The organism is Pseudoalteromonas sp. SW0106-04 (assembly GCF_001293805.1).
GTDB classification, from domain to species: Bacteria; Pseudomonadota; Gammaproteobacteria; order Enterobacterales; family Alteromonadaceae; genus Pseudoalteromonas; species Pseudoalteromonas ruthenica.
The window spans coordinates 29731-47243 of record NZ_BCAI01000020.1 but is presented as its reverse complement, the minus strand read 5'-3'; the positions used below and the strand labels follow the sequence as shown (position 1 = coordinate 47243).

Here is a 17513-nt window from a genome sequence, read left to right as displayed (position 1 = left end):
AGCCAGAGCTCGCGCTGGAAGAAGATGACGAATTAGATGGTGACGATCTCCTTGATGATGCTCCTGGCAATGAGCAAGTGGCTGATGAAGAGGGTGACGTTGAACCGGAGCCCGAACTCGCGCTGGAAGAGGATGACGAATTAGACGGCGACGATCTCCTTGATGATGCTCCTGGCGATGAGCAGACACATGATGAAGAGGATGGCGTTGAGCCGGAGCCAGAACTCGCACTGGAAGAAGATGACGACTTAGACGGCAACGATCTCCTTGATGATGCTCCTGGCGACGAGCAAGCGGCAGATGAAGAGGGAGACGCTGAGCCGGAGCTAGAGCTTGCGCTGGAAGAAGATGATGACCTCGATGGTGATGACTTACTTGCTGATGCACCAGAGCTAGAAATAGAAGAGCAAGCGCAACCGGATGAGAGTGATGAAAATTTAATTGACGCAAGTGCTGACCAAGAGCTACTTGAAGCAGATTTTGCTGATTTTGATGAGCCTGATCTCGAACTTGACTTAGGCGACGATCCGCTACTTGAAGACGAAGATGCATCGGACGTTGAGCCTGTTAGCTCTCAAGAGCCCCAAATGGGGGATGTTGAACATCCTAGCCAGCAGCTAGATGACTATCCCGAGCTTGAACTCGACGAGCCATTTAGTAGCGAAGCTGAGCAGCAACTCAGCGAAGCGATGGCTCAAGAGGGAGATGAAGAGCTCGATCTCTCCAGTGATTTGGATGGTGACCTTGACGATGAGTTAAGCGCACTGATGGATGACTCTCTAGATGACGATATCGATGGTGACGAACAACTCGACGACAGTCAGCTCGATGAGGATTTCCTTGCTGATTTAACGCAGACCGATTTTGATGCTTTGCTCAACGAACTTGCTGAGCCAGATGAAGATGTGATCGGTGAACCGCAAGATAACGACCTTGATCTGCAGAGTTTGCTCGCCGATAGTGACTTTGACGCGGATGATGACGCGGTCGCAGACGCGAACGAAGACGACAGTGGTGCAGCAGAGCCGGACTATCTTGATATTGATGACCTGCTCGAGCAGAGTGATGACTCAGAGCCTGATAACGAACCCTATGATGAAGTCGATATGGATGTGGGCTTGGGTGAGTTTGATGACATGCTCGACGACTCGCAAAAGACCGATGTTGATAGTGAAGACGGCGGTTTTAGCGCTAAATTGGATTTAGCGAGGGCTTATATCGAAATTGATGATGTTGATTCAGCCCTCGAGGCGCTACAAGACGTGCTTGATAATGGCCCGCAGTCGCTCCATAAAGAGGCGCAAGCCTTGCAGGAGCGTCTGAAACGCTAGCGTGCTAAGCTCAGCCGCGAGATGATAAATGCGCAGGCAAAGTGTCTGCGCATTTTTTGTATTAACTGCTTGTCTATGGGCAAGCTTACGTCCTTCGGGAGCCTCATTACCCTCAGCATTAGCTATTTGCCCGCAGAGCGTTTAAAATGCCGAAAATTTTATTGAGCTAAGAGTATCAATGCGCGTCGCTTTAGGAATCGAATACAATGGTGCCCGCTACAGTGGCTGGCAGCGTCAATCTCATGTCAGCAGTATCCAAGCGGAAATTGAAACTGCGTTGTCTCGTATTTGTAATCACCCCGTGGATATTACTTGTGCAGGGCGTACCGACGCCGGCGTTCATGCCACCGGTCAGGTTGTGCACTTTGATACCCATGCTGAGCGTGATATGGGCGCTTTTACCTTAGGTATGAACTCGCAGTTGCCTGATGACATCGCCGTGCGCTATGCAATGCCAACCGCTGATGATTTTCATGCCCGTTTTAGTGCCACCGCACGACGTTATCGTTATGTGATTTATAATCACCCCTATCGGCCAGGGATTTTGCGCTCTGGGGTGACTCATTATCATCACCCGCTGGATGAAACACGCATGCAAGCGGCCTGTGCGTATATGCTCGGTGAGCAAGATTTCACCTCGTTTCGGGCGGTGCATTGCCAGTCCAACACGCCATTTCGTAATATCCACCATTTATTTGTCGAGCGCGTCGGCGATTACATTGTTGTTGATATTAAGGCCAATGCCTTTTTGCACCATATGGTGCGCAACATTACCGGATGCTTGATGGACATTGGGGTTGGTGAGCAAGAGCCGCAATGGATGCAGCATTTATTGGCTATTAAAGACCGCACCCAAGCCAGTGCAACCGCTAAGCCTAATGGTTTATATTTGGTGGACGTAGACTATCCGGAGCAGTGGCAAATTCCCAGCACGCCACTGGGACCGCTTTTTTTACCCGATAACGAGCCTCCAAAGAGCTAATAAAAAGGGGTGAATGGTAGGTGTAAATGGACTACACCGACCAGTTTTTTATATCTAAGCAACTAATTTCATGTTTTAATTGTGCTAATTTATCGGCTAATTTTGGGGTGCTCAATCCGCCCCGGTCCTGACAAGCATTAAGAGAGTTGCCAATGAGCTGGTTAGAAAAAATCTTACCAAAAACCACAAAATCTTCTGGCAAGAAAGAAATTCCAGAAGGGGTGTGGGCTAAGTGTACGTCGTGCGATTCGATTCTGTACAAAGCAGAATTAGAAAAAGCCATGAACGTATGCCCGAAATGTGATCACCACATGCGTATCAGCGCCCGTAAACGTTTAGAGCTATTTCTCGATGACGCTGGGCGCGCCGAGCTCGGTGAGCAGCATGAGCCAAAAGATGTACTGAAGTTTAAAGACTCAAAAAAATATTCAGACCGCATCAGCGCTGCGAACAAAAGTAGTGGCGAGAAAGACGCCTTAGTTGCTATGAAAGGGCAGCTTAAAGGCATTCCTGTTGCGGCGGTATCGTTTGAGTTTGCCTATATGGGTGGCTCAATGGGCTCTGTTGTTGGCGCCCGCTTCGTTGAAGCTGTCAATGTGTGCTTAGAGCATAATATGCCGTTGGTGTGCTTTTCTGCATCAGGCGGTGCTCGCATGCAAGAAGCATTGATGTCGTTGATGCAAATGGCTAAAACCAGTGCTGCATTAGCAAAAATGAGTGAAAAAGGGCTGCCTTTTATTTCCGTACTGACTGACCCAACAATGGGGGGTGTATCGGCTTCTTTAGCTATGCTAGGTGATGTGAATATTGCTGAGCCCAAAGCGCTTATTGGATTTGCCGGCCCACGAGTTATTGAGCAAACAGTACGTGAAACTCTCCCAGAGGGCTTTCAGCGCAGTGAGTTCTTATTAGAGCATGGTGCTATCGACATGATCGTTGATCGCCGCGAAATGCGTGACACTGTGGCGCGTTTACTGGCTAAGCTAATGAACTTGCCTTCTACCGAACAAGAGCATAGAGTAGCGTAAATTTCTCGGTAACCTAGAAACTTACAACCTATGTCAGATTCCATACCGAGCCAATCGTCAAGCCTTGATGATTGGCTTTGTTATTTAGAGCAAATCCATCCTGCTAACATCGAAATGGGCCTTGAGCGCGTGCAGAACGTTGCCGATAAGATGGGCCTTGTTCATACCCCTAGCAAAGTAATTTTAATTGCCGGCACCAATGGTAAAGGCACCACCGCACAATGCTTGGAAAAGCTATTACTGAGCCAAGGATATTCCGTGGGCACCTATGCCTCTCCTCATCTTATTCGCTATAACGAGCGGGTCCGCATCAATGGCGCCGAGCTTGACGATCAATACCATGTTGATGCCTTTAACAGTCTCGAGCAAGGACGAGGCGATGTGCCACTTACCTATTTTGAATATGGCACCTTGGCAGCGCTGGCAATTTTTAAACGCGAAGCGGTGGATTATGTGCTCTTGGAAGTAGGGCTTGGGGGACGTTACGACGCCACCAATATAGTTAATCCAGTCGCGAGCGTGATCACTACCGTCGATCTCGATCATAAAGAGTACCTCGGTGATACCCGTGAACTGGTCGGTTATGATAAGGCGGGGGTTTTTCGTAGCAACGTACCCGCAGTGGTGGGTGACTTAGATATCCCCCACACCGTGGTGGATTATGGCGAGCAAATTAATGCCGATTTGTGCCTGTCTAAGCGCGACTTTATTTTTACTGAAGATGAAGCCACCTTCAACTGGCAGATGGGCAAGCTGTCGCTGACCTTTGCTAAACCCGCTATTCCGGCGCAAAATGCCGCTACCGCATTGAGTGTGTTAGCAAAACTGGATTTATTGCCGGCGGTAACAGACATAGCTGATTGTTTGAAACAACTTCAGGTGAAAGGGCGCTTTCAACAACTGAGTAAGGAGCCCTTGGTCTATACTGATGTGGCCCATAACCGAGAATCAGCTCGTTATTTAGCCACACGTTTACAGAGCCTTCAGGCACAGGGTAAGACAATACATGCCATTATCGGCATGCTGGGTGATAAAGAGCATGCCGACGTGATTACCGCGATGGCACCGGTGGTTACTCATTGGCACGTAGCTGGATTAGATAATCCGCGCGGGTTGAGTGCACAGCAATTAACAGCCAAAATGACACAGTCTGTCAAGGTTGAAGGAACATATGAGCAGGTCAGTGACGCAATGCGCGCTGTTTTACCACAACTTTGTGCGCAAAGCCTTTTGATTATATTCGGATCGTTTTACACTGTAGCACAAGCAATCACCTTTTTTGATAACGAGAGGGCGTAACAGTGAACTCAGGGTTTATAAACCGCTTAGTGGGAACCATTATTGTCGTCGTCGCTGCGGTCGTTTTTATTCCCAATATCCTTGATGGCGATAAAGTGCGCTACAAAGAAGGGTTTAAAGCCATCCCAGAGCGCCCTGAGTTTAAATCTATTGACCTGCAAGAAGCGTTATCGGAAAAAGCCGATAGCGCACCACTGCCTGCTGATGCCAAAAGCGAAGAGCTGGCGGCCGATGACGATAAGTTGCAACAACGTGGTGAAACTCAAAGCGGGGGTGATGAACAAAGTGCGCAGCAGGTTACCGAGAGCAATGATACGGTCACGGTTAACACCCTGGTCAAAGATGAGCCATTGACGCGCCCGCAACAGAGTGCGTTAAAAGAAATGGCTTATGTGGTGCAGTTGGGGGCCTTCTCTCGCCAAGGAAGCGTGGATGCCTTGAGCAAAAAGCTTAAAGACGCCGGTTTTAATGTATTTACCCGCCCGGTGAAGACCCCAAATGGCGAGTTGACGAAAGTGTTAGTGGGGCCTGAATTGGATAAGGCAACCTTGGAAAAGCAACTCCCCCAGTTGCAAAAGCTCACTAACTTAAAAGGGCGTATCACTCAATTCCAAGTGACAAAATGATCTGGTATTTAGTGCCTCGCTCCGTTAGAATGCGCCCCAAATAAACGACTAGTGGTTATTATGATCTGGGTTGATTACGCCATTGCCGGCATTATTGCACTGTCCACCATAATTGGTTTAGTGCGTGGCTTTGTTAAAGAGTCAATGTCGTTAGCCGTATGGGCCGCCGCGTTTTTTGTCTCCAGTTTATTTTACCCCTATTTAGCCTCCTACCTTACCAACATTTCAGAACCCCTTTTAAGAAATGCAGCAGCGATAGCCATATTATTTTTCTCTACGTTGCTTTTAGGCGGATTGCTAAACTATATTTTAGGCGAACTAGTGCAGCGCACTGGGTTGTCGGGCACCGATCGCGTATTTGGAATCGTGTTTGGTGCTTTACGTGGCGTGTTAGTCGTGAGCGCCATACTCTTCTTCCTGGATGCCTTTACCGGAGCCCCAAACACCGACTGGTGGAGCGCATCTCGACTAATCCCTGAATTTGGCTTTGTGATTGAGTGGTTTTTTGACTATCTCGAACACAACTCAAGCTTTTTAAATTCAGCTAACCGTTAATCGGCGAGGAAATTTTAATGTGTGGTATCGTTGGTATAGTCGGAACATCGCCCGTCAATCAGGCGCTGTATGACGGCTTGACTGTTTTGCAACACCGAGGCCAAGACGCGGCCGGTATTATTACCATAGACAATAATACCTTTAGTCTGCGTAAAGCCAATGGTCTAGTTAAGGATGTGTTCCATACTAGACACATGAAGCGTCTGCAGGGAAATATTGGCATTGGCCATGTACGTTACCCTACCGCAGGCACGTCAAGCTCTGCAGAGGCACAGCCCTTTTATGTTAACTCGCCTTTTGGCATCGCCATGGCGCATAACGGCAACCTGACTAATGCCGAGCAGCTAAAAGAACAGTTATTTACCGAAGCGCGTCGTCACGTTAACACGACCTCTGATTCAGAAATTCTCTTGAATATTCTTGCGCATGAATTCAGCAAGTCTGACAAGCTGCACTTGGCACCAGAAGATATTTTCGCTGCGGTTTCTGAGGTTAATTCAAAAGTAGTGGGCGGGTATGCCACCATGGCGATGATTATCGGTCATGGCATCGTCGCTTTTCGTGACCCCCATGGCATTCGTCCGCTGATTTTTGGAAAACGTGAAACCGAAAAAGGCACCGAGTACATGTTCTCTTCAGAGAGCGTGGCACTGGATACTGACGGCTTTGAGGTGATTCGTGATGTGGCACCAGGTGAGGCCATTTACGTAACCGAGGATGGACAACTGTATTCGCAACTGTGTGCAGATAAGTCGGTACAAAACCCTTGTTTGTTTGAGTTCGTTTATTTTGCGCGACCGGATTCCACCATCGACAATATGTCGGTGTACGCTACTCGCGTTAATATGGGCACCAAACTAGGCGAAAAAATTAATCGTGAATGGGCAGACAAAGACATTGATGTGGTGATCCCCATCCCTGAAACATCGTGTGATATCGCCCTAGAAATTGCTTCGGTATTGGATTTACCTTATCGCCAAGGCTTTGTTAAAAACCGCTATATCGGCCGGACCTTCATCATGCCTGGGCAAGAGCTGCGTAAGAAGTCAGTACGCCGCAAACTTAACGCGATAGATCGTGAGTTCAAAGGTAAAAATGTATTGCTGGTTGATGACTCTATTGTCCGTGGCACCACTTCTGCGCAAATCGTAGAGATGGCCCGAGAAGCCGGCGCTAAGAACGTTTATTTTGCTTCAGCAGCACCCGAGGTGCGTTTCCCTAACGTCTATGGTATTGATATGCCCTCAGCGGCAGAGCTAATTGCCCATGGACGTGAAGTAGAAGACATCAATGCGAGCATCGGCGCAGATGGCTTGATTTATCAATCGCTGGACGACTTAGTGGCTGCAGTGGCTCAGGAAAATCCAGAAATTAGTCGTTTTGAGACCTCTGTTTTTGATGGCAATTATGTCACTGGCGACATCAATCAAGACTACCTAAATCGTATTGATGAGTTGCGTAACGATGCCGCCAAATCAGTGCGAGAGCAAGCCATGTCATCAAGCTTGGAATTACACAACCAAGATAGCGACTCGCAAGATGACTAACTGTGGTTAAAAAGCAATAAAAAAGGAGCCAGAGGCTCCTTTTTTATTGCTCTCACACTGCTAACTGAAGACTGGTGAGACAATCCCGTTAGTCCACAAAATTGCGGTAGCGGCAAGTATAATAACAAGTAACACCAGACCACATGTCACTACAGAGCTGGCGTAGATAAAGCCCCGTTCATGGGGAATATGCATCAAGATAGGAACACCTGTGTAGAGTAAATACACCGAGTAGCCAACCGCGACAATGCCCACAGACACGATAAACCATAAAGTAGGGTAGAAGGCTGCAAATGCGGCCATAAACACGGGAGTAGAGGTATACGCCGCAAGCTCTAAGGTCTGCGTAAAGGTTGGCTCGGCGCCAAAGGTTTTTGCCATCCAGTGGGCCAGGTATGCAAGTGCAAAAACCCCGACAATCAGAGCAACATACATAGCTACAGCTATCAGCATGGCGCTATTGTGAGTAAGAAATACGGCATCGCCCGTGCCAACGTGCCAGCCTAAGTGTACGCCGGAGTAGTAGCCCATTGCACTGGGAATACAGGCGATGAGGAGAATATGCGATAAGCAGTAAAGTAAACTTTCGTGGCGATTATCAATCGTTTGCCACTCTTCCACTGGGTGGGCGTATAAGCCCCAAAGATGGTTCAAAATCATAGGTGTGCCCCTTAAATAAACTGGTTGTTATGGCTGTATTATTTTTCACCAGCCTTAATTAAGGTATCGTTCAGAGCAAAGAATTTGTCAAGAAAGCCCCATGGTAAAATCAGTATGGTAAAATGGTGGGCATTAGCGGTTAGTATTACAATTCTATGTTAGCGAAGTACCAACAACTCTTAGAACCGATTAACGCATTTTTACAATGTCAGACACCGGATGCATGGCTACAGCAAGCAAAAAAGCCAGAGAACCTAGCGGTAATTTTGACCGATCACCTTATTTGTGAGTTGAAAGCGGCACAAAGCGCCATGTACTTAATTCGTCGTTATGCGGTGGATGAGCAAAGTGCAGAAGCGCTGTTGGCTTGGCTCAAACCATACGAAGATTTTACCTACCGCCAGGTGGGGGATTGGCGAGAGCTAGCTGACTATAACCGCTTAAACAAATCGATGATGCCCAAGTCAGACACCCCTTATGGCCAAGAGCTGATCGATAAAATGGTGTTACTCATCAAAGAAGAATTGCACCACTTTTATCAAGTGTTAGAGATTATGCAAGCTTGTGGTATTGAATACGATAAAATTACCTCCAGCCGCTACGCTAAAGGCCTGTTGCGACATGTACGCACCTACGAACCGCAGGCGCTGATCGATAAGTTGATTTGTGGCGCGTATATCGAAGCACGTTCATGTGAACGCTTTGCTATGTTGGCCCCTCATGTTGATAAGCAATTGGGAGAATTCTACATCTCCTTATTGCGCTCAGAAGCGCGCCATTATCAAGATTACTTGAGCCTTGGCGAGCAAATAGCAGGTGAAGATATCAGTGCCCGCATCGCTTTTTTTGGTGAAGTAGAGGCGGAACTTATTTCATCTCCAGACCCCGACTTTAAATTTCACTCTGGTGCGCCAGTATCAAGATAGTGCTGTTTAAGTAAACTTAGTACTGCTTGTTGCTGCGGTGGCGGCAAAGGATGCTGTGCCAATATATCCGCCACCCGACCTTGCTTGAGCAGACTTTGCATGCCGCTGCGAAACGCCTTTAGATGGTAATGGCTAAGGGGATGCTGACGGGCGAAGGCTAAATGTAAGGTGTTTTCGCTCAAGGCCGGTGAATCAAACATCAAATGCTCAGAGAGTGCTAATTCACGAATAATATGTTCACCCACTTCTTGCGGACCGAGCACCCAGCTAATTCGTCGGCGTTCGAGTAATTGCAAGGCTTTGCTCAGATTGGGCAACTCAACGTAGTCGATGCCGCCATAGTTTATGAGCAGTTGCTCTTCACCATAGTCGCGACCAACGGCAATCGGGTCTTGTGCGACTAACGCTAAGTCGCCAGTAAAGTCACGATTGCTCTTTGCATGGCGGAAAAATCCACTATGGGCTTTTGCCAGTGCGGCGCTAAAAACAAAGTCTTGCTGCCGTGCCGTGGTTTTATATGCCCCTAACACGGCCGAATATTTCCCTTTCTTTGTCCCTCGCAAAGCCCGAGACCACTGCGTAAAGTGAATACGCACAACTATATTTTGGCTTCTAAAAGCTTCACTGACTAAATGGGCCATCCAGCCATGTTGATACAAAGTGTTGGAAAAATAAGGTGGGAAAGGTTCGGTGGCGAGCTCTAATCGCTCCAATGCATGTGTGTGCTGACTGAGTATAAACACGAGTGCGCTTAAAAGTGCACGCAAGACCATACTTTGCTCCTATCGCAACCTTGGGCAATCGTTCATTAGAGCAAGTATAGTTTGAAACTCAGCGAGCGCGAGTTAGTCAGCGTGTTGCCACTGTGTAAGCGTGTCAGCATGGTCGCCATAATGCAGTCGCATATGCTGTTTATCAACCACTAGAAAAGAGCTTTGCTCGTACCAATCACCGAGGACGATACGAGTTTGCTCTTGATCATATTGATGCACTGCTGGGCGGTGAGTGTGGCCGTGGATCATGATCCTTACTTGATGTTTCGAAAAGGTATCAAGTACTGCTGAGCGCTCCACATCAAGAATTTCGGTGGCCTTTTGTTGTTGGCTTTGTTTGCTTTTTGCACGGGCCTTTTTCGCCACACGACGGCGATACCAAAGTGGCATCGCGAGCATCAATCGCGGCCACCACCAACCTCGGCTTTTGCGCCGAAAGCGCTGATATTCAAGATCTTGTGTGCACATTTCATCGCCATGCAATAGCAACACCTGTGTTCCGTAAAGGTTTATCACCGTTTGCTCTGCAAGCAGTGTCATGCCTGCTTTTTGCGCATAACGTTGACCAAGTAGAAAGTCGCGATTGCCATGGGTAAAGTAAATGGCAATACCTTGGTCTGCGAGTTGTTTAAGCCGAGCGGCAATATCATCACTGAATGCGTCACTGGCATCGTCGCCCACCCAAACCTCGAAGAAATCCCCTAATATGTATAAGGCATCTACTTGCTGATCTATTTCTTTATCAAGGAAGTCGAAAAAAGCATCTGTGATCTCTGGTTGGTTGCTACTGAGGTGGAGGTCGGCAATAAACAAGGTGCGTGACATAGGCGTCCAGATAGTAAAGTGGCGCGCATGGCGCGCCTATAAGTTATTCAACAATGACTTTGTTGATGATTACATCTTCCAGGGGGACGTCTTGGTGGAAGCCGGCGCTGCCAGTTGCAACGTCTTTAATTTTTTCCACTACATCCATGCCTTCAACGACTTCGGCAAACACGCAATAACCCCAGCCTTGTGGAGTTTCACTGCTGAAGTTAAGGAAGTCATTGTCATTCACATTAATGAAGAATTGTGCCGTCGCTGAGTGGGGATCTGGGGTGCGAGCCATGGCCAGCGTGCCTTTTTTGTTGCTCAGGCCATTGTTGGCTTCGTTTTTGATCGGTGACTGCACTTTTTTCTGTTCCATGCCCGGAGCAAAACCGCCGCCTTGAACCATAAAACCGTCGATGACACGGTGGAAAATAGTGCCGTCATAAAATCCAGATTTGGCGTAGTTCAAAAAGTTTTCAACCGTTACAGGGGCTTTGTCAGCAAACAGCGCGATTTTAATCGTGCCAAAGTTGGTATCTAGTACAACCATGATGAGTCTCTGATTTAATAATTAGGGGCTATTTTATAGTAGGGTAGCGGATCAGACAATGCACCAAGCTATGACACTGCCCTAAAGGCTTTATTTTTGTTATTTTCAGAGGTCTTGCGTGTGGCGAGATAGCCGGGGCAGTGGTAAGATAGCGCCATTAATATAACGATAGGATCATATTGCAATGTTGCAGATATACAACACACTTTCACGTCAAAAAGAACGCTTTACTCCACTGAACGAGAATAAAGTAGACATGTATGTGTGTGGCATCACTATCTATGACTATTGCCATGTTGGTCATGCGCGCACCTATGTTTCCTTCGATGTGATGAATCGTTACCTCCGCTATCTCGGTTACGATGTCACTTATGTGCGTAATATCACCGATGTTGATGATAAAATCATTACCCGTGCTAATGATAACAATGAGCCTATTAACGCCTTAACAGAGCGGATGACCGCCGCGATGCACGAAGACTTTCGTGCCTTAAATATTCTTGATGCCGATATAGAGCCTACCGTTACCGGGCACATGGATGACATCATTGCGATGATCGAGCGGCTTATCGACAAAGAGCATGCCTATGTTGCCGATAGTGGCGATGTCTTATTTGATGTATCCACCTTTAAAGAGTACGGCAAGCTGTCGCAGCAAGACTTAGAGATGTTACAAGCGGGCGCGCGCGTTGATGTCGCAGCAGGTAAAGACGACCCCTTAGATTTTGTGTTGTGGAAAAAGGCCAAAGCCGGTGAGCCTAGTTGGTCTTCACCTTGGGGGGAGGGGCGTCCAGGTTGGCATATTGAATGCTCAGCTATGAGCTCAAAACACCTAGGTGAGTATTTTGATATTCACGGCGGTGGCTCTGATTTGCAGTTTCCACACCACGAGAATGAAATCGCTCAGTCATGCTGCGCCAATAATGGTCGCTACGTTAAAACCTGGATCCATACCGGCATGGTTCAGGTCAACAAAGAAAAAATGTCTAAGTCATTAGGCAACTTCTTTACCGTACGCGAAGTACTCAAAGCCTACGACCGCGAAACCGTACGCTATTTCCTTATAAACGGCCACTACCGTAGCCAGTTGAACTACTCGCAAGAGAATCTCGAGCAGGCGCGTTCATCGTTGGAGCGCTTATATACTGCTCTACGTGATGTTCAGCCTGTTGCTGTTGAACTGGACGGTCATCCGTTGGTAGCGCGTTTTGAGCAAGCCATGAATGACGACTTCAATACCCCTGAAGCCTTGCCTGTGCTGTTCGAGTTGGCGAAGGAAGTAAACCGCCTAAAAGGGCAAGATGAGCAAGCCGCAGGTGAGCATGCCTATATCTTAATTAAGCTGGCTGAAGTGTTAGGTATTGCCCAGCAAGACCCTGCTGCCTTTTTACAAGGTGAGCAAGACGATGATGAAACGCAAAAAATTGAAGCGTTGATCGCCAAACGTAATCAGGCTCGTGCTGATAAAGATTGGGCTGAGGCAGACGCCGCTCGTGATGCGCTTACGGCCATGGGAGTGGTACTCGAGGACTCCGCTGGTAAAACAACATGGCGTAAGGCCTAAGCGTTTATGTTAATTAAACGCCGCGCTTAGGCGCGGCGTTTTCGTTTTTACGTCACTCTTTTTCTCTCACCATGGTTGGCTGCACACTCAGTTCTTTGTTTTTTGAACGTTGCCTTTAAGTGGTGATTTTTCCATTGACCTAAATCTTAGTTGAGGTTTTACCCTGTTCGCGCTGAATGTAACTATGGAGCGTTGATGAATATTCTACTGGCAATGATCCCCGCATTTTTATGGGGCACCACTTATGCGGTCACTAAGTACGCCACCCCAGATTGGCCGCCAATTCTTCTCGGTGCTTTACGCGCCTTGCCTGCAGGGATACTGCTTTGGTTGATAAAGCCGTCGCTCCCTAAAGGTCGACAATGGCGGGGGCTAACAGTGCTCGCTTTGGTCAATATTGCTCTGTTTTTTGCTTTTATTTTTGTTATGGCGGTGAACTTGCCAGCAGCCATTGCAGGTGTAGGCATGGTCTCGGTGCCAGTGGTGGCGATGATTTATACTTGGGTTGTTAAAGGTCAGCGCCCAAGTGCCGTGCAATCGCTATGTGCTGTGGCCATTGTTACCATCGCTTGGTTATTGTTTGACCCTAAGCATGTCGAATTGAGCCTCCTAGGGCTTGCCGCTTTAGCCGGGGCGTTGTTGTGTATTGTCATTGGTAGTTCGCTAGTGCAAACCGTGAGTATGCATATTCATTGGTGGACCGTGCTCACCTGGCAGTTAATTATTGGCGGCACTGCGCTGCTGATAGCCGCCGCAGTGCAAGCCAGCATATTTACACCCGATGCGTATATACCGCTTAGTGAGCCTATGACGGCAAAGCAATGGAGCGCTTTGTTTTGGCTTATCGTTCCTAATACAGCACTTGCTTACACCTTGTACGTTTGGCTCTTAGGGCGTATGACGGTGGTGGAATTTACCTTTGGCACCATTGCCAACCCAATAGCAGGCATAGTAACAGCGGTAATTTTGCTCGCTGAACATTACCAAGGTTGGCAATATGCCCTGATGGCGTTGATGATCATGTTCTCGGTACTGCCACAGGGTGTTAACTTAGCAAAACAGCGGCTCAGACCGGTGGTGGCAGCCCAACCAAGGCAAGGGAAATAAGCACAAAAAAGCCAGCATTAAGCTGGCTTTTCTTTCATATTGACACTGGATGTTAGTCGCTGTGATAGTTCTCACAGGCCTCAAGGGTATTTTCTATTAGGCTCGCCACCGTCATTGGGCCAACACCGCCGGGCACGGGCGTGATGTAACTGGCACGTTGACTCGCAGCCTCATAGGCAATATCGCCAACCAAAGAGCCATTATCGAGACGGTTGATGCCAACATCAATCACTAAAGCGCCTTCTTTCACCCATTCACCGGGAATAAACTCAGGTTTGCCTACGGCCACAACAAGTAAATCGGCACGACGAACGTGTTGCTCAAGGTCCTGGGTGAACTTGTGACAAACGGTGGTGGTGCAGCCGGCGAGCAGCAGTTCCAATGACATGGGGCGGCCAACAATATTCGACGCGCCAACGACCACGGCATGCATGCCTTTATAACGGACCCCAGTGGAATCTAGTAAGGTAATGATCCCCTTTGGTGTACATGGGCGCAATGCCGGCATACGTTGTGCTAAACGGCCAATGTTATAAGGGTGAAAACCATCGACATCTTTATGAGGGGTGATGCGCTCTAGTACTTTCTCTGCGTTCAGACCTTCAGGTAGAGGAAGTTGTACTAAAATACCATCAACTTCTTTGTCGGCATTGAGCTCGTCAACCAGCGCCAATAATTGCGCTTCGGTGGTATCACCTGGGAGATCGTAAGATTTGGAAACAAAGCCGACTTCGTCGCATGCTTTGCGCTTAGAACCTACATAAACTTGGCTAGCTGGATCTTGTCCAACTAGTACCACCGCTAAACCAGGAGCACGAAGACCTTGCTCTTTCCTAGCAGCAACACGTGTAGCCACTTGCGAACGCACTTGCTTCGCAATTGCTTTACCATCAATGATGTTTGCCGTCATGGGTAACCTATACCTTGGGGTTAGTGTGCTTTTTGCTTAAATGCATGAGCAACACATGTGAACGAAATACTCTTATTATCAGTGAGGGCATTTTGGGGTCTCCCGTCACCAACTGGCGGATATTTTCGCAGAAAACCGTCTTGCCGCCAAGGTAAAGGGGAATGCTTAGCATGCTTTTATGGTCTAAGGTGATAAAAAATCAACCAAAATTGCTAAAACAACAGCACTATGTCCTAAAAATGAGCAAACGCGCAGTTCAAGGCAAAAAAATGTTTGACCTTGTCAGGGCAAATCACTATTATGCACCCCGTTGTCAGCGAGGGGTCAGTAAAGAGTCCTCAAAGATGCATCAAGTATCGGCGATTAGCGCAGTTTGGTAGCGCACTTGGTTTGGGTCCAAGGGGTCGCAGGTTCAAATCCTGCATCGCCGACCACTTTCTTAGAAAGTGTCACTTGGTTCGCACGAAGAAGTATTCGTTGCACCGCGCCCGTAGCTCAGTCGGATAGAGCAACGGCCTTCTAAGCCGTCGGTCGAAGGTTCGAATCCTTCCGGGTGCGCCATTATAGTGGCGGCTGTAGCTCAGTTGGTAGAGCCCTGGATTGTGATTCCGGTTGTCGTGGGTTCAAGTCCCATCAGTCGCCCCATTTTTCTACAATATGTTTATCGGCGATTAGCGCAGTTTGGTAGCGCACTTGGTTTGGGTCCAAGGGGTCGCAGGTTCAAATCCTGCATCGCCGACCATTTTCATATTTAGAACACATCTCAGTATCGGCGATTAGCGCAGTTTGGTAGCGCACTTGGTTTGGGTCCAAGGGGTCGCAGGTTCAAATCCTGCATCGCCGACCACTTCTAATAAATTCAGAAATACACATCTTGGTTTGGGTATGAACACATGCAGTCGCAGGTTCAAACTCTCTAACATACACGTACCATCTTTCTCTTATCAGTCATCAACGCTTTGCGCTTGATATGAAAAGCATTGCTGTGTTTATCGCTGCGCTCTTACTCGCCTACATCTGTTAATCCAAGATTCTTAGCCGACCTTATTTTTAAAGAATGCTTTCTGTACAGACTCATAGAGTGGCATGTTGAACACAGCCCAATAGCGATACTTTAACGCCAAGCGTTAATTACTTTTTTGACGCCAGTCCAACGTAGGTGTTGCTTAGAATTCATTGTTAGCAAACCCCCGCAATTTATTGCTGTAAAAGTAATCAGCAATGCGCCATACGCCCAATTTATTGGTGCTCGCTCTCGACTCTTATAAATATTAGGTTATAATGCCGCGTCTATTGTTTAACGTAAGTGCCCATAGGGCAGTGCAAGCATAGGGATCGCTGGCTATCGCCGAGGTGCATAATGTGCACTTAATGTGGTGTAGCAACTAATTGATCGCCATGTATGTAAGGAAGGCGCAAAGTCGCCACATTTGAAGATTGAGGTAAATCATGCAAGTTTCTGTTGAGACGACTCAAGGCCTTGAGCGCCGTCTGACTATCACTGTTCCTTCAGAGAACGTTGAGACCGAAGTAAAAAAACGCCTACAACAACTGTCTAAAACTCAACGTATCGACGGTTTCCGTCCGGGCAAAGTACCAGTTTCTATCATTAAAAAGCGTTACGGCACTGCTGTACTTCAAGAAGTTGCTGGCGAATTAATGCAGCGCAACTACATTGAAGCGATCGTTTCTGAGAAAATTAACCCAGCGGGTGCACCTTCATTTGCACCAAAAACGCTTGAGACAGGTAAAGACCTAGAATTCGAAGCGACTTTCGAAGTTTACCCTGAAGTTGAACTTCAAGGCTTAGACAAAATCGCAGTAGAAAAGCCAGCTGTTGAAGTAAAAGACGAAGATCTAGAAAACATGCTTGAGACACTTCGTAAGCAGCACGCTTCTTGGAAAGAGTCTGATGACAAAGCCGGTGAAAATGACCGTGTAACAATCGACTTCGTTGGTACTATTGATGGCGAAGAGTTCGAAGGTGGTAAAGCTGAAGACTTCCCACTAGAGCTAGGCCAGGGTCGTATGATCCCGGGTTTTGAAGACAACATCGTTGGCAAGAAAGCCGGTGAAGAAGTGGTTGCTGACGTAACTTTCCCTGAAGAGTACCACGCTGAGAACCTTAAAGGTAAAGCAGCGCAGTTCGCTATTACTGTGAAGAAAGTTGAAGTTCAAGAGCTTCCAGAGCTAAACGACGAGTTTGCTAAGCTGTTCGGTATTACCGAAGGCGGTGTTGACGCACTTAAAGAAGAAGTGAAGAAAAACATGAGCCGTGAGCTTGACCAAGCGGTTAAAGCTAAGGTTAAAGAGCAGGCGATTGAAGGCCTACTTGAGCAAAACGAAGTGGACGTTCCAAAAGCACTTGTTGAGCAAGAAATCGACGCGCTTCGCAAGCAAGCTGCACAGCGTTTTGGTGGCGATGCCAACAACATGCCTGAGCTTCCTGCTGAATTATTCCAAGAGCAAGCAATTAAGCGTGTTAAAACCGGCCTACTGCTTGGTGAAGTAATCAAAGCGAACGAAATCGAAGCCGATGACGCAAAAGTAGAAGAGCTTATCAACACGATGGCGTCTGCATACGAAGACCCAAGTGAAGTAGTTGAATACTACAAATCAAATGATCAGCTTATGCAGCAAATGCGTAACGTAGCGATGGAAGAGCAAGCAATTGATGCTTTACTAGCCAACGCGAAAGTAACTGATGTTGAAACTGCGTTTGACGACATCATGAACCCGCAGGCAGCTCAATAAGTCGTTGACTTAAGCTAAAAGCAACGTTTAAATGGCTCGTATGCTTTGTTTACAAAGCACCGAGCCATTTTAGTTTGTGTCGGTCACTAAG

The 17513-nt window shown here is 47.6% G+C and carries 16 protein-coding genes and 5 tRNA genes; 16 read left to right on the top strand and 5 right to left on the bottom strand.

Annotation, left to right across the window (positions count from 1 at the left end; all coding sequences use genetic code 11):
* The 7 genes from W04_RS17435 to purF form a co-directional block, all read left to right on the top strand.
* The coding region (locus tag W04_RS17435) for a FimV/HubP family polar landmark protein (protein WP_305777624.1) at positions 1-1331 on the top strand (1331 nt) is incomplete at its 5' end.
* Between the two features lie 178 nt (positions 1332-1509).
* Positions 1510-2313, top strand: coding sequence for a tRNA pseudouridine(38-40) synthase TruA (gene truA, locus W04_RS17430; RefSeq protein ID WP_053911752.1), 804 nt, complete (start codon positions 1510-1512; stop codon positions 2311-2313).
* Positions 2314-2465: 152 nt separating this feature from the next.
* A complete protein-coding gene (gene accD, locus W04_RS17425; protein ID WP_022945652.1) occupies positions 2466-3341 on the top strand; it encodes an acetyl-CoA carboxylase, carboxyltransferase subunit beta in 876 nt (291 codons plus the stop codon).
* 30 nt (positions 3342-3371) lie between these two features.
* Positions 3372-4640 (top strand): bifunctional tetrahydrofolate synthase/dihydrofolate synthase, encoded by a 1269-nt coding sequence (gene folC / locus W04_RS17420; protein ID WP_053911751.1) that lies wholly within the window; start codon positions 3372-3374, stop codon positions 4638-4640.
* Positions 4641-4642: 2 nt separating this feature from the next.
* Positions 4643-5266, top strand: a complete 624-nt coding sequence (locus W04_RS17415; RefSeq protein WP_053911750.1) for an SPOR domain-containing protein — start codon at positions 4643-4645, stop codon at positions 5264-5266.
* 60 nt (positions 5267-5326) lie between these two features.
* Positions 5327-5821 (top strand): CvpA family protein, encoded by a 495-nt coding sequence (locus tag W04_RS17410; RefSeq protein WP_022945649.1) that lies wholly within the window; start codon positions 5327-5329, stop codon positions 5819-5821.
* A 17-nt stretch (positions 5822-5838) separates the two neighbouring features.
* The gene (purF, locus tag W04_RS17405; protein ID WP_022945648.1) at positions 5839-7368 is read left to right on the top strand and encodes an amidophosphoribosyltransferase; all 1530 of its coding nucleotides are present in this window, start codon (positions 5839-5841) and stop codon (positions 7366-7368) included.
* 60 nt (positions 7369-7428) lie between these two features.
* Here purF and W04_RS17400 read toward each other — a convergent pair whose 3' ends face one another.
* Entirely contained in the window at positions 7429-8028 is a 600-nt protein-coding gene (locus W04_RS17400) for a Yip1 family protein (protein ID WP_053911749.1), read from the bottom strand.
* Between the two features lie 155 nt (positions 8029-8183).
* Here W04_RS17400 and miaE point away from each other — a divergent pair, with 155 nt between their 5' ends.
* On the top strand, positions 8184-8954 hold the full coding sequence (miaE, locus tag W04_RS17395; protein ID WP_053911748.1) for a tRNA isopentenyl-2-thiomethyl-A-37 hydroxylase MiaE: 771 nt from the start codon (positions 8184-8186) through the stop codon (positions 8952-8954).
* Here the strand turns inward: miaE and W04_RS17390 are convergent.
* From W04_RS17390 to ppiB, 3 genes are all read right to left on the bottom strand, one after another.
* A complete protein-coding gene (locus W04_RS17390) occupies positions 8927-9727 on the bottom strand; it encodes an ABC transporter substrate-binding protein (RefSeq protein WP_053911747.1) in 801 nt (266 codons plus the stop codon). The two genes, miaE and W04_RS17390, sit on opposite strands and share 28 nt — an antisense overlap.
* A gap of 72 nt (positions 9728-9799) precedes the next feature.
* On the bottom strand, positions 9800-10552 hold the full coding sequence (locus W04_RS17385) for a UDP-2,3-diacylglucosamine diphosphatase (protein WP_053911746.1): 753 nt from the start codon (positions 10550-10552) through the stop codon (positions 9800-9802).
* 43 nt (positions 10553-10595) lie between these two features.
* Positions 10596-11087, bottom strand: a complete 492-nt coding sequence (ppiB, locus tag W04_RS17380) for a peptidylprolyl isomerase B (RefSeq protein WP_045978120.1) — start codon at positions 11085-11087, stop codon at positions 10596-10598.
* A 184-nt stretch (positions 11088-11271) separates the two neighbouring features.
* Here ppiB and cysS point away from each other — a divergent pair, with 184 nt between their 5' ends.
* Positions 11272-12651: a cysteine--tRNA ligase gene (gene cysS, locus W04_RS17375; protein WP_053911745.1), complete on the top strand. Its 1380-nt coding sequence runs from the start codon at positions 11272-11274 to the stop codon at positions 12649-12651.
* A 195-nt stretch (positions 12652-12846) separates the two neighbouring features.
* Positions 12847-13758 (top strand): DMT family transporter, encoded by a 912-nt coding sequence (locus W04_RS17370; RefSeq protein WP_053911744.1) that lies wholly within the window; start codon positions 12847-12849, stop codon positions 13756-13758.
* Positions 13759-13810: 52 nt separating this feature from the next.
* Here the strand turns inward: W04_RS17370 and folD are convergent, their stop codons facing one another.
* A complete protein-coding gene (gene folD / locus W04_RS17365) occupies positions 13811-14668 on the bottom strand; it encodes a bifunctional methylenetetrahydrofolate dehydrogenase/methenyltetrahydrofolate cyclohydrolase FolD (RefSeq protein WP_053911743.1) in 858 nt (285 codons plus the stop codon).
* A 357-nt stretch (positions 14669-15025) separates the two neighbouring features.
* Here folD and W04_RS17360 point away from each other — a divergent pair.
* The 6 genes from W04_RS17360 to tig all read left to right on the top strand — a co-directional run bounded on the left by W04_RS17360 (position 15026) and on the right by tig (position 17422).
* Positions 15026-15102: transfer RNA gene (locus tag W04_RS17360), tRNA-Pro, on the top strand.
* Between the two features lie 50 nt (positions 15103-15152).
* Positions 15153-15229, top strand: a tRNA-Arg gene (locus W04_RS17355).
* A gap of 8 nt (positions 15230-15237) precedes the next feature.
* Positions 15238-15313: transfer RNA gene (locus tag W04_RS17350), tRNA-His, on the top strand.
* 20 nt (positions 15314-15333) lie between these two features.
* Positions 15334-15410: transfer RNA gene (locus W04_RS17345), tRNA-Pro, on the top strand.
* A gap of 28 nt (positions 15411-15438) precedes the next feature.
* Positions 15439-15515: transfer RNA gene (locus W04_RS17340), tRNA-Pro, on the top strand.
* A gap of 602 nt (positions 15516-16117) precedes the next feature.
* Positions 16118-17422, top strand: coding sequence for a trigger factor (gene tig, locus W04_RS17335; RefSeq protein WP_053911742.1), 1305 nt, complete (start codon positions 16118-16120; stop codon positions 17420-17422).
* Positions 17423-17513: the final 91 nt, after the last annotated feature.